We start from the raw sequence: 12,340 nt of genomic DNA, 5'->3' as shown, positions 1-12,340 counted from the left end.
CACCAGCAATGACCGACGAGAACACTCCTGTGACGACGCCCGAGGGTGACGCCCTGGCCATGCGTGTCGAGCCCGTCGGGCTCGAGACGGAGATGCAGCGCTCCTACCTCGACTACGCGATGTCCGTCATCGTCTCGCGTGCGCTGCCCGACGTCCGCGACGGCCTCAAGCCCGTCCACCGCCGCGTGCTGTACGCCATGTACGACGGCGGCTACCGCCCCGAGCGCGGCTTCTACAAGTGCGCCCGCGTCGTCGGTGACGTCATGGGTAACTACCACCCGCACGGCGACAGCTCCATCTACGACGCCCTGGTGCGCCTCGCCCAGCCGTGGTCGATGCGCATGCCGCTCGTCGACTCCAACGGGAACTTCGGTTCGCCGGGCAACGACCCGGCGGCGGCCATGCGGTACACCGAGTCGAAGATGGCGCCGCTGGCCATGGAGATGGTCCGCGACATCGACGAGGAGACCGTCGACTTCACGGACAACTACGACGGCCGTTCCCAGGAGCCGACCGTCCTGCCCGCCCGTTTCCCGAACCTGCTGATCAACGGCTCGGCCGGGATCGCGGTCGGCATGGCGACCAACATCCCGCCGCACAACCTGCGCGAGGTCGCGGCCGGCGCCCAGTGGTACCTGGAGAACTACGAGGCCTCGCACGAGGAGCTGCTCGACGCGCTCATCGAGCGCATCAAGGGCCCCGACTTCCCGACCGGCGCCCTGGTGGTGGGCCGCACGGGCATCGAGGAGGCCTACCGGACCGGGCGCGGCTCGATCACCATGCGCGCGGTCGTCGAGGTCGAGGAGATCCAGAACCGCCAGTGCCTGGTGGTCACGGAGCTGCCGTACCAGACCAACCCGGACAACCTCGCGCAGAAGATCGCCGACCTGGTGAAGGACGGCAAGATCGGCGGCATCGCGGACGTCCGCGACGAGACGTCGTCCCGCACCGGCCAGCGCCTGGTCATCGTGCTCAAGCGGGACGCGGTCGCCAAGGTCGTCCTGAACAACCTGTACAAGCACACCGACCTGCAGTCGAACTTCAGCGCCAACATGCTGGCCCTGGTCGACGGCGTCCCGCGCACCCTCTCCCTGGACGCGTTCATCCGCCACTGGGTGAACCACCAGATCGAGGTCATCGTCCGGCGTACGAAGTTCCGCCTGCGCAAGGCCGAGGAGCGGGCGCACATCCTGCGCGGCCTGCTCAAGGCCCTGGACGCGATCGACGAGGTCATCGCGCTGATCCGGCGCAGTGACACCGTGGAGATCGCGCGCGGGGGCCTGATGGACCTCCTGCAGATCGACGAGATCCAGGCCAACGCGATCCTGGAGATGCAGCTGCGCCGCCTGGCGGCCCTGGAGCGTCAGAAGATCGTCCGGGAGCACGACGAGCTCCAGGCGAAGATCACCGAGTACAACGAGATCCTCTCCTCCCCGGTCCGCCAGCGGGGGATCGTCGGTGAGGAGCTGGCCGCGCTCGTCGAGAAGTTCGGCGACGACCGCAAGACCAAGCTGATCCCGTACGAGGGCGACATGTCCATCGAGGACCTGATCGCCGAGGAGGACATCGTCGTCACGGTCACCCGTGGCGGTTACATCAAGCGCACCAAGACCGACGACTACCGGGCGCAGAAGCGCGGCGGCAAGGGCGTACGGGGCACGAAGCTCAAGGAAGACGACATCGTCAACCACTTCTTCGTGTCCACCACGCACCACTGGCTGCTGTTCTTCACGAACAAGGGCCGGGTCTACCGTGCCAAGGCCTACGAGCTGCCCGACGCCGGCCGCGACGCGCGCGGGCAGCACGTGGCGAACCTGCTGGCCTTCCAGCCGGACGAGTCGATCGCCCAGATCCGCGCGATCCGCGACTACGAGGCGGTGCCGTACCTGGTTCTGGCCACCAAGGCCGGCCTGGTGAAGAAGACGCGGCTGAAGGACTACGACTCGCCGCGCTCCGGCGGTGTGATCGCCATCAACCTGCGTGAGCAGACGGACGGTTCCGACGACGAACTGATCGGAGCCGAGCTCGTATCGGCCGAGGACGATCTGCTGCTGATCAGCAAAAAGGCGCAGTCGATCAGGTTCACCGCCTCGGACGACACGCTGCGCCCGATGGGACGTGCCACCTCGGGCGTGAAGGGCATGAGTTTCCGCGAAGGGGACGAGCTGCTCTCGATGAATGTTGTTCGAGCCGGTACGTTCGTGTTCACTGCCACTGACGGCGGGTACGCGAAGCGGACCTCTGTCGACGAGTACCGCGTCCAGGGCCGCGGCGGCCTCGGCATCAAGGCTGCCAAGATCGTCGAGGACCGTGGATCGCTCGTGGGCGCGCTGGTGGTCGAGGAACACGACGAGATCCTCGCCATCACCCTCTCGGGCGGTGTGATTCGTACGCGAGTCAGCGGGGTCAGGGAGACGGGCCGTGACACCATGGGTGTCCAACTGATCAATCTGGGCAAGCGCGATGCCGTCGTCGGCATCGCACGCAACGCCGAGGCGGGACGCGAGGCGGAGGAGGTCGACGGCGATGTGGTCGTCGACGAGACCGCCGAGGGTGCCGCGACCACCGGCACGGACGAGGGTGAGGCGCCCTCGGCCGAGTAGCACGAGGAGAGAGTCATCGTGAGCGGAGCCACGGGCGCCGGATCGGCCGGTACCTCCAGGGGTACGGAAACGGGCGGCGGCGGCCGTGGCTCCGCAGCGCGTGCGACGGATTCGCACACGACTCAACTGCGCAAGATCGACGACGACACGGCCGATTCGCACCCGGCGAGCTCGTCCAAGACGCATGGATCCCAGGGGGGAACTGTGACGGACACCCGAGGCCAGCAGACTCAAGCGGCGGCCTCGCCGCTGCCGGGAGAACGGCAGCCCCAGCAGCCCGGCGGGCCGTACCACCCGCCGCAGGCCTACCAGACCCAGGGCACCCAGGGCACCCAGGGCGGCAGCACGTCCGCCGCCGTGCGCCGCCCGCGCACCGGCGCGCGCACCACGCCCCGCGTCCGCAAGGCACGTCTGCGCGTGTCGAAGGCCGACCCGTGGTCGGTGATGAAGGTCAGCTTCCTGCTCTCCATCGCGCTCGGCATCTGCACGATCGTCGCGTCCGCCGTGCTGTGGATGGTCATGGACGCCATGGGCGTCTTCTCGTCGGTCGGCAGCACGGTCTCCGAGGCGACCGGGTCGAACGAGTCCAACGGCTTCGACCTGCAGTCGTTCCTGTCGCTGAGCAACGTACTGCTGTTCACGACGGTCATCGCGGTCATCGACGTCGTCCTCGCGACAGCGCTGGCGACGCTCGGCGCGTTCATCTACAACCTGTCCGCCGGCTTCGTCGGCGGTGTGGAGCTGACGCTCGCCGAGGACGAGTGAGCGTCGCCCGCCGGGCTCGCGACAACCGATTTTGGGACTGCCCGCCTCGTGCGCTAATCTTCAGGAGTCAGCGCGCGGGACATACACCGCAGAGCGCGGCGGGGCTATAGCTCAGTTGGTTAGAGCGCATCCCTGATAAGGATGAGGCCACAGGTTCAAATCCTGTTAGCCCCACCAGCGAGAAGACCCCCAGTCGATACCGACTGGGGGTCTTTGACATCCACGGCTGACATCAGCGGCGGTCACGGAACCGGCCTCAGCTTCCCAGCGTCGTGCTTGGTACGGATGCTGCGCTGGGGAGGGCAGTGGCAGCGGGATTCGTGAGCTGGTCACAGGCCTTGGCCCCGTCTCCTCGGCCGAGCGCCCGCAGCAGCGCGGTGGCGGTGCCGGCGGCAGCGTTGTGATCGGCCTGAGCCTTGCGGCCCGACGGTATGACGAAGACCGCGAAGGTGATCGCGAATACGACGACCAGGACACCGACGAGGAGAAACGTGTAAGCACGGCTGCTCATGGCGTGGAGCACATGGGGCGAGGACGGGCCGACAGAGCCGCATCAGCTCTGTCAGGAGCGGCCCCGCACCAGAAGGAACGCCCGACCGCTGGCGACGGGGGATGCGCCAGCGGTCGGGCTGTTGCCCAGGCTAACAAGGGCGGATGCCCGGCGGGAGTCCGTCACCGGTCGCACGGGGGCTCGTAAGAGAGGCGTGGCAGGTACTCGTGCCACTTCTCCTCGGTCAGTACGCCCCGGGTGGACGAGCAGATGCGGTCGATGGCGTCGTCCACGTCGAGGTTCCACAGCCGGACGGTGTCCGTGCCGCTGGACACCCCGAGCATGAGGCCCACGGGGCTGAAGGACAGGAAGCCGCCGGCCTTGGCGTTGGGGCTCATCGCCTCCCCGATGGGAGCGGCATCGGCGGGAGCGCTGACGTCCCAGAGCCGGACCGTGTTGTCGTTGGCGCCGCTGGCCAGGGTGTCACCGTCCTGGCCGAACGTCAGGGACACCACCGAGTCGGTGTGGCCGGCGAGGGTGGAGTCCGCCCGGGCCGGTCCACCGGGGCCGCCGGTGTGCCAGAGCCGTACCGTGCCGTCGTCGCTGCCGCTGGCCAGCGTACGGCCGTCCGGACTGTAGGCGAGCGCGTTGACGGGCCCCAGGTGGCCGGCGAGGGGCGCGCCGAGGCGTGTGGCGTGGCGGGGGTCGGTCACGTCCCAGAGCCGGACGGTGTCGTCCGCGCCGCCGCTGGCGAGGGAGCTGCCGTCCGGGCTGAAGGCGAGGGTGTTGACGTAGCCGGTGTGGCCGGTGAGCGGCTTGCCGAGCGGGCGGGGGCGGGAGGGGTCGGTGGTGTCCCACAGCTGGACGGTGCGGTCCTCGTAGGCCGTGGCCAGCATGTGGCCGTCCGGGCTGAACGCCAGCGTGTCGGGGCCCGCGTAGCGGGTGCGCAGCGCCACGGGTGCCCCGTGGGCGGCGGGCCGGGCCGGGTCCGCGACGTTCCACAGCTGCACCGCGCGGCTTCCCGTCAGCACGGCGAGTGTGTCGCCGTCCGGGGAGAAGACGAGCGACCGGATGTCACCCATCACCGGTCTGAAGGGCGCGCCCAGTGACACGGGCCGGCCGGGGTCCGTGACGTTCCACAGCCGGACACTTCCGTCGCGCGACGCCGTGGCCAGTACGTGTCCGTCCGGGCGGAACGCTCCGATGCGGCCGATCATGTCCGACGTCGGTATCGTCCACAGACGGACCTTGCTGTCGCCGCTGCCGGTGGCGAGGGTGCGTCCGTCGGAGCTGAAGCCCAGGGCGTACATCTCTCCGCTGCTTCCGGCGAGGGGCACGCCGATCTGCGACGGGTAGGCGGGGTCACTGACGTTCCAGAGGCTCGCCGTGCTGTCCGCGCTGCTCGCGGCGAGCATGTCACCGTCGGGGCTGAAGGCCACCGCCCATATGGGGCCGGTGTGGCCGGTCAGCGGCGAGCCGATCCGTGCCGCGTCGCGGGGATCGGCCACGTCCCAGAGCCGGACGGTGTCGTCCGCGCTGCCACTGGCGAGGGTGCGTCCGTCGGGGCTGAACGCCACGGAGTGCACCAGGCCGGTGTGGCCGGTCAGCGGCGAGCCGATCCGTGCCGCGTGGCGGGGGTCGGCCACGTCCCAGAGCCGGACGGTGTCGTCGTCGCCGCCGGCTGCCAGCGTCCGGCCGTCGGGGCTGAACGCCACCGAGCGCACCGCCGCGGTGGGCTCCGTCAGGGTGTCGAGCGGCTTCGGGCGGCGCGGGTCGGCCACGTTCCACAGCCGTACGGCGTGGTCGTCGTGGGCGGAGGCCAGGGTGCGGCCGTCCGGGCTGAAGGCGAGCAGGTAGACGGTGCCGCCGTGACCGGGCAGGGCGGCACCGAGCGGGCGTGGGCGGGTCGGGTCGCCGATGTCCCAGAGCCGGATCGTGCCGTCGTCCGAGGCGCTGGCCAGGGTCTTGCCGTCCGGGCTGAACACCGCCGAGCTGACCCAGCTCGTGTGGCCGGTGAGGGGCTCGCCCAGCGGTTTCGGACGAGCGGGGTCCGACACGTCCCACAGCCGGACGGTCCGGTCGTAACTGGCCGTCGCCAGGACCTGCCCGTCGGGGCTGAAGGAGGTGAGGTAGACGGCGCCCGTGTGCCCGAGAAGCGGCGTGGCCAGGGGCGCGTTCACGATCGATATCAGCCGGTTCCGCACGTCATCGTCGTCCGGCCGCAGGCGGTGCGCCGCCAGGTCGAGCTGGGCCGACAGCGACGGGTCCGTGTACTGGACCCGGTCCGCCTCGGCGACCACCTGCTCGAACACGGCGTCGTTGCGCTGCTGCCACGCGATCACCGCCGAACCGACCGCCACGAGCGCCAGGACGACCAGCGCCGACACCGCGGCCCGGCTGATCAGGACGGTGCGCCTGCGTGACCTGACCGCGGCGGCCAGGAACTCCACCGCGCTCCGGGTCAGGTAGGTGCCGTCGTCCGACTCCGCCCAGCTGTGGGCCTGCTCCAGGCGGGAGCCCCGGTAGAGCAGCGAAGCGTCCCGGTCCGACTCCTCCCAGGCCCGGCCGTCCTCCTCCAGCCGCTGGCGCAGCAGGTTGCCGGTGCGGTCCTCGTCGATCCAGTCGCGCAGGCGCGGCCAGGCGTGGAGCAGCGCCTCATGGGTGATCTCCACGGTGTCCGCGTCGAGTGTCACCAGCCGGGCGCGCACCAGCGCCTCGAGCGACTCCTCCGTCTTGCCGGGGTCCCTCGACTCCTGGGCCAGCCGGCGCCGCGTGCCCCGTCTGCGGGTGGCCTGGGTGTCCTCGCTCAGCCGGACCAGCCTGAGCAGGAGCAGCCGCGCGGCCGTGCGCGCCGCCGGGTCGAGGCCCGACCAGGCCCGCTCGGCGGTCGCCGCGACCGCTCCCTGGATCCCGCCGGCGGCGCGGTAGCCGGCCAGCGTCAGCCGGCCCGCCTTGCGGCGCTGCCAGGTGGCGAGCAGGGCGTGGGAGAGGAGGGGCAGCACGCCCGCGTCGTGCGCCCCGCGCGGCCCGTCGGTGCTCACCTCCCGGATGATCAGCTCCGCCAGTCCCGGTTCTAGCTCCATGCCCACGGCCCTGGCCGGGCCGGTCACCGCTTCGCGCAGCTCCGCCGTGGTCAGCGGCCCGAGCACCATGTGCCGGTGCTGCAGGGCGTCGGCCAGCTCGGGGTAGCGCAGGCACTGCTCGTAGAAATCCGCGCGTACGCCGAGGGTGACGAGTACGGGTGCCGGGTCCTCCGGTCCGCCGGGCGCGCAGGCGGCCTGGAGGAGCTGGACGAACGCGCGCCGGTCCGACTCGTCGGCGCAGAGGGTGAAGACCTCCTCGAACTGGTCCACGATGACGACCGGACGGGCAGCCGCCTGCGTCGCCGTCGCCTGTTCCGTCGCCGCCCGATGTGTCGACGCGTCAGGTGTTTCCGCGTCAGGTGCCTTTGCGTCAGGCGCATCCGCCGCAGGCGCCTCCGTGGCAGACCCCTGGGCTCTGCCACGAGCCCATGCCGTGAGGGCCTCCCTGGACGCACGCGCGATTGCCGGAGTGCCCAGTTCCTCCGCCGCCGCGTCCTTCTCGGCAAAGACGGCGGCAACGACGGACGCCAGCTCGGGTATCCGGCGGGCCAGCTCCCCGAGCGGATCGCCTCCCGGTACGAGCTGGAGCACTTCCCTCGGTCGGCCGGTCCCGTCGTCCCCGTTGTCCAGCGCGCCGTTTCGCAGGGCGGGCACCAGGCCGGCGTTCAGCAGGGACGACTTCCCGGCTCCCGAGGCGCCTACGAGCATGACGAGGCCGCCCGTGTCCTGTGCCGCGCGGAGCTGGGCGACGAGGGCGTCCGTGCTCCGCCTGCGCCCGAAGAACCAGCCGGCGTCCTGCTGGCGGTAGGCGGCCAGCCCGCGGTAGGGACAGACACCACCGGGCGCGGCCGGAGACTCGGCGGGGAGGCGTTCTTCGTCCGAGGGGGACGGCACGGGGCGTTCGCCGGTGGGGTCGGCCACGGCCCGCTCCCACAGGCGCTGCCACTGGGCCAGGTCGTACAGGCCCGTGGAGACCGGCACGGGCCGCGCGCGCCGCGCCTGGGGGATGAGGACGTGCAGTACCGCCGCGAGGGCGGTGAACTGGGCGGGCACGTTCTTGGCCCGCCGCCAGTCGCTGATCCGCTGAGCGGAGACCCGCACGGGCCGCCCTCGTTCGTCGACCCGCTGGAGCCGGACGACCGCCTCGGACACGCGTTTGAGGGGAGGGTTGCCGGCCTCCTTGTAGAGCAGTGCGAGACGTTCCGCGAAGGCCGTGCGTGCCCCTGAGTCGAAACTCAAGGTCTCCACTCCTTACTTCCCCCGCACTTGGACGTCCGGACCGGAAAACTCACTCTATACGCCTGACCTGCGGCTACGTCATGGTCGCGGCGCCGGGACCTCGTCGGCGGCGACTGTGGATGGCAGGATCATGTCGCAGTGGCGAGTCGGCCGCCCGACACCCGGACAGGTCAGCGGCCCGGCGCCCGCGAAGCCACCCCCGTGAGGCCGAACGTTCTCGGTCGACTTTCGATGGCCCAGCTCTCTTCGACCCGGTCCGGCACCGCGTACAACACGCCGCCGGCATGGTTTGGCACCGGTCCCCACGAGGGGAGGGACCGGTGCCGAACGATGCCGGCGGGCGCGGACGACCGGTGGCGGGCGGGGTCAGTCCTTGGCGGACGACGGATGGCTGACGGGCGGCCTCTACCAGCAGGCCGCTCTCGGCTGCGCCTCGCCGGTGACACCGCCCCGGACACCGAGGCCCGGCCGGGGTGTTGGCGTGGAAGGTGCGGAAGGCCCGGACGCTGCCCGGTGCGCTCGCGCCGTTCCTCCGGGCTGCCGTTGATGCGGCCCGTGGCCTGCCGGTCGATCCCGGCGAATACCGCGTTCAGCTCGTGCCCGGCCTCGATGGCGTCGTCACCGCCGAGCAGCATGGCCGCGATCGCCACGAGTTGCTCACCGGCCCCCGGTCCGTTCCCCGGTCGCGATTCCGCAAGGTGCTCGATGCTCTTACGGTCGCGGGGCCAACAGGCGGGCGGGCCGGTCGGATTCAGCGCGGTGATCCGCGGGCAGGCAGGTCGTGATGGTTTCGAGTCAACCGCCGCTGGAGTGCGTATGAGGATCTCCGTCGACCCCGAGCAGTGCTACGGCTCCGGTGACTGCGTCCACCGGGCCCCCTCCGTCTTCACCCAGGTGGACGGCCTGGGCGCCGTGATACCCGGACGGGAGTACGACGTCGACGCACCACGGGTGCGCGAGGCGGTCGAGGGGTGCCCCGCCGCCGCGATCACCATCGGGGGGAAGCACTGAGCAGCCGAGGAGAGAAACGGGGAGTCATGAGGATCGCAGCGCCGCAGGCCCTGGTCCCGCCCGGCGGCCCTCAGCGGGCCGGGGCGCGGCCGCGCCCCGTCGCGTCGGAACAAGAGGCGATCGTATGACGGACCGCGCTTCGGACCTGCTCGCCACGCTCGCCCGCGGGTACGTGAGGCGGGCTCCCGGCTCGCTGTTCAAGGGGGCGATCGCCGCGCACTACCTCAACGCCCGCCTGCGCGATCACCCTCGTCGACGGGTGGCCGACGCCGGGTTCGGGGCCAGGTTCGCCGTCGACACCCAGGACCTGATCCAGCGGTACATCTACATGTACGGGGCCTGGGAGCCGCACATGATGCGATGGCTCGCGAGTCGGCTCCGGGCCGGTGATGTCCTGGTCGACGTCGGTGCGAACCTCGGCTTCCTGAGCGTCTACGGCTCCCGGCTGGTCGGGAGAACGGGCGGGGTGGTGTCGATCGAAGCGTCTCCCGTCCTGCATCGGCGCCTGCTCCAGCATGCCGTCCTCAACGGATGCGACAACATCCGTGCGGTCAACGCCGCGGTCTCGGACAGCCGCAGGACGCTCACCTTTGTCCTCGCCAGCTCACGGAACACCGGCGCGAACAGCATCGTGCCGTGGGACGGACCGGTGGAGTCCACCTTCGAGACCGAAGCACGTCCGCTGCCCGAGCTGCTCCGCCCGGACGAGATCGCCCGGGCGCGCGTGATCAAGATCGACGTGGAGGGTGCGGAGGGCGGTGTCGTCCGCGGACTCGCCCCGATGCTCGACGCGCTCCGCCCCGACGCGGAGATCACTATGGAGGTGACTCCGGAGCGTATGGAACAACTGGGTGATTCGGTCGACGAGTTGCTGGAGACCATGCGCGGGCACGGCTTCCACACCTACCGCCTGGCCAACGACTACGCGCCGGAGAGCTATCCGCGCGCCCTGCGCCGGCCCGAGCCTCCGGTGCGGTGGCGCGGGCCGGTCACGGGCGAGAGCGATCTGGTCTTCTCCCGGGTCGACGCGGAGACGCTGATGTGAAACGCCTCTTCCGCCGCCTCTTCCTCTGTCTCTTGGCGGGTGGCCTCGGGCGGGCTGCCTCGATCCGGGCAGGACGTGCGTCGAACAGGCCCTGCCCGGGTCGGCGGGTCGGCGGGTTTCAGGTACCGGCCGGAAAACGCCACCCGAAGGACGCCAGCGCCCGCGCCCTGGCCTCCACCACCGCCATCCGGGAGTCCCGTTCGGCGGGGTCCACATGGTCCGCCTGGCCGGTCACCTGGCCCTCCCACTTGCGGTAGAGGAGGCCCACCTCTGCGGAGAACCAGCCCCGGCTCACGCAGTTGAGCGCCAGCAGCAGGCCGGTGTCCTCGGAGGCGGGCAGGGCCATCCAGCCGCCGAGCGCGAGCAGCAGATCACGCCGCACGAGAAGCGTCGCCGGGTGGACCTGGGCGCGGAAGTCGTTCTTCTTCCAGAAGTCGAGGACCTCCCCCCGCTCGATCGGCCCGTGGTCCGGGTCGCCCGGGAAACCGGCCGTCGAGCCGTCCGGCAGGAGGTCCAGCGCCCGGGACGTCGCCCACCCGAGCGTCGGGTCGGCTTCGAGGGCGGCCAGGTCGCGGGCCAGGGTGCCCGGCGGGAGCTGGTCATCGGCGTCCAGGGTCTTTACGTACTCGCCGTCCGCGTGGGACAGGGCGATCGTGCGGGCGACACCGGGGCCGCCCTGCCGCCCCCGCCGTCCCTGCCGGAAGACGACACGCGGGTCGTCGGGCACGTGCGGCCGCACGTCGTCCGTCCGCCCGTCCTCCTGGATCACCCAGCGCCACTCCCATCCGTCGGGCAGCTCCTGCGCGCACAACGACGCGTGGGCCTGCGGCAGGAAGGGGGCCGAGGGGCCGTGGACGGCCGTGACGACGATGACGCGCCGGCTCACGGCGGCATTCACCTCGTACGCCTTTGGCACTGGCACTCACCGGTTCCGGTCCGTGGTCGGGCTGTGGGTCCGCGCTGGGCGTGATCCGATCACAGGCTACGACTGCTCAAGAGGTCTCGATGAGCGGGTCCCCGGCGGGCGGGGTGTTCCGCACATGGCGGCGGCCCGGCTGCTCTGTCGAGCGGCCGGGCCGTTTCTCGCGTGTGGTGCTGTACGCAGATCGCCGTGTCGTCGGGTCTGGGCGGGGTGGCGCGGCGGGAGCCGTGCGCGCCGGTCCGCTCAGCGCTGGAGAGGTGCGGTGTGCTGGGAGGCGGTGTGCCGGGCCTGGGAGTCGGCGGGGGCGTCGCACAGGAGGCCGGTGGCCGCGGCGGTGTCGGCGAGGGGGCGGTTGCGGCAGCTGGGGGCCTTGCCGTGGGCCTCGGCGCGGATGCGCTGTTTCATCGTGGGGGGCAGGGAGCCGGCGCGTGACCAGGACCAGGGGGCCGCCGCCGCGGGTGACGCCTGGGAGGAGGCGCTTTCGGTGTTGCTGTGCGCGCCGGTCTGCGGTACGGCCGCGGAGGCGGTCGTCGTGACGAGTCCGAGCGCCGTGCACAGCGCGAGGAAGGCGGTGACGATGGCTGTCCACAGTGTCTGGACCTTGTTCCGGGCCATGACCCCTCACTTTCGGGTTGGGCGATTTGCGTACTTTCCTCATGATGTGTATGAGGACCGCGAAGTGGTGGACCGACGCCCGTGGCGCGTGGATGTTCAGATCAACACCACTCGGATGGGTGCAAAGGGCTGGAAAAGGTGCTTCGAAGGGCGATAGGCGGACAAAGTCACCGTCCGTGGAGGTGTGATCACTCTCCGTCCGGAACGGCTCGGTCGGCTCTTATAGGGCTCCGGCGGCGGTCAGTTGGCCGCCGACACAGGTCACCGATTGATATCGGCCGGTGTGTATAGTCGGGCGCCAGAGGTCCCCTACCGTCAAGGAAAGACGAGGTCGCGCGGTGAAGAAGCTTCTCCTGGTCGCACTGGCCGCCATCGGCGGGCTCCTCGTGTACCGCCAGATCCAGGCGGATCGCGCCGAGCAGGATCTGTGGACGGAGGCGACTGACTCCGTGCCCACGGGTTCGTGAGTACGACCGACATCCGGTCCTGAACAGACCCCGGCCGTCATACGGTCGGGGTTTTGTGTTGCCCGGACCCTGGTGCCCCCACCTCGTCGTCCGGTCCTCG

9 protein-coding genes and 1 tRNA gene are annotated in these 12,340 nt (G+C 70.8%); 6 read left to right on the top strand and 4 right to left on the bottom strand.

The features are described from left to right. The first annotated feature begins 8 nt into the window (after positions 1-8). The 3 genes from gyrA to ACH4F2_RS30365 all read left to right on the top strand — a co-directional run bounded on the left by gyrA (position 9) and on the right by ACH4F2_RS30365 (position 3,545). A complete protein-coding gene (gyrA, locus tag ACH4F2_RS30375) occupies positions 9-2,603 on the top strand; it encodes a DNA gyrase subunit A (RefSeq protein ID WP_398135956.1) in 2,595 nt (864 codons plus the stop codon). Between the two features lie 18 nt (positions 2,604-2,621). Further along, positions 2,622-3,368: a DUF3566 domain-containing protein gene (locus tag ACH4F2_RS30370; RefSeq protein WP_398135955.1), complete on the top strand. Its 747-nt coding sequence runs from the start codon at positions 2,622-2,624 to the stop codon at positions 3,366-3,368. Between the two features lie 100 nt (positions 3,369-3,468). Continuing rightward, positions 3,469-3,545, top strand: a tRNA-Ile gene (locus tag ACH4F2_RS30365). A 79-nt stretch (positions 3,546-3,624) separates the two neighbouring features. Here the strand turns inward: ACH4F2_RS30365 and ACH4F2_RS30360 are convergent. Together ACH4F2_RS30360 and ACH4F2_RS30355 are read right to left on the bottom strand one after the other, a co-directional pair. Further along, the gene (locus ACH4F2_RS30360; protein ID WP_398135954.1) at positions 3,625-3,879 is read right to left on the bottom strand and encodes a hypothetical protein; all 255 of its coding nucleotides are present in this window, start codon (positions 3,877-3,879) and stop codon (positions 3,625-3,627) included. Positions 3,880-4,040: 161 nt separating this feature from the next. After that, a complete protein-coding gene (locus ACH4F2_RS30355; protein ID WP_398135953.1) occupies positions 4,041-8,189 on the bottom strand; it encodes an AAA family ATPase in 4,149 nt (1,382 codons plus the stop codon). Positions 8,190-8,996: 807 nt separating this feature from the next. On the opposite strand from ACH4F2_RS30355, the gene ACH4F2_RS30350 reads away from it, so the two are divergent. Both ACH4F2_RS30350 and ACH4F2_RS30345 read left to right on the top strand, forming a co-directional pair. Further along, complete coding sequence (locus ACH4F2_RS30350; RefSeq protein ID WP_398135952.1) at positions 8,997-9,191, top strand: ferredoxin; 195 nt, start codon at positions 8,997-8,999, stop codon at positions 9,189-9,191. A 124-nt stretch (positions 9,192-9,315) separates the two neighbouring features. Beyond that, on the top strand, positions 9,316-10,236 hold the full coding sequence (locus ACH4F2_RS30345) for an FkbM family methyltransferase (RefSeq protein WP_398135951.1): 921 nt from the start codon (positions 9,316-9,318) through the stop codon (positions 10,234-10,236). A 118-nt stretch (positions 10,237-10,354) separates the two neighbouring features. On the opposite strand, the gene ACH4F2_RS30340 is transcribed toward ACH4F2_RS30345, so the two are convergent. After that, entirely contained in the window at positions 10,355-11,122 is a 768-nt protein-coding gene (locus tag ACH4F2_RS30340) for a glycosyltransferase family 2 protein (protein WP_398135950.1), read from the bottom strand. A gap of 279 nt (positions 11,123-11,401) precedes the next feature. Further along, complete coding sequence (locus ACH4F2_RS30335; RefSeq protein WP_398135949.1) at positions 11,402-11,773, bottom strand: DUF6344 domain-containing protein; 372 nt, start codon at positions 11,771-11,773, stop codon at positions 11,402-11,404. A gap of 338 nt (positions 11,774-12,111) precedes the next feature. Here ACH4F2_RS30335 and ACH4F2_RS30330 point away from each other — a divergent pair, with 338 nt between their 5' ends. After that, the gene (locus tag ACH4F2_RS30330) at positions 12,112-12,240 is read left to right on the top strand and encodes a DLW-39 family protein (protein ID WP_003999697.1); all 129 of its coding nucleotides are present in this window, start codon (positions 12,112-12,114) and stop codon (positions 12,238-12,240) included. Positions 12,241-12,340 lie beyond the last annotated feature (100 nt).

The sequence above is a fragment of the Streptomyces sp. NPDC017890 genome, from assembly GCF_044328675.1.
Classification (GTDB): Bacteria; Actinomycetota; Actinomycetes; order Streptomycetales; family Streptomycetaceae; genus Streptomyces.
This window is presented reverse-complemented; position numbering and strand designations above follow the sequence as displayed.

Bases quoted from the DNA above. Each gene is read 5' to 3' on its own strand.
- ACH4F2_RS30350 (WP_398135952.1), top strand. From the start codon at position 8,997: ATGAGGATCTCCGTCGACCCCGAGCAGTGCTACGGCTCCGGTGACTGC.
- gyrA (WP_398135956.1), top strand. From the start codon at position 9: ATGACCGACGAGAACACTCCTGTGACGACGCCCGAGGGTGACGCCCTG.
- ACH4F2_RS30345 (WP_398135951.1), top strand. From the start codon at position 9,316: ATGACGGACCGCGCTTCGGACCTGCTCGCCACGCTCGCCCGCGGGTAC.
- ACH4F2_RS30360 (WP_398135954.1), bottom strand. From the start codon at position 3,879: ATGAGCAGCCGTGCTTACACGTTTCTCCTCGTCGGTGTCCTGGTCGTC.
- ACH4F2_RS30335 (WP_398135949.1), bottom strand. From the start codon at position 11,773: ATGGCCCGGAACAAGGTCCAGACACTGTGGACAGCCATCGTCACCGCC.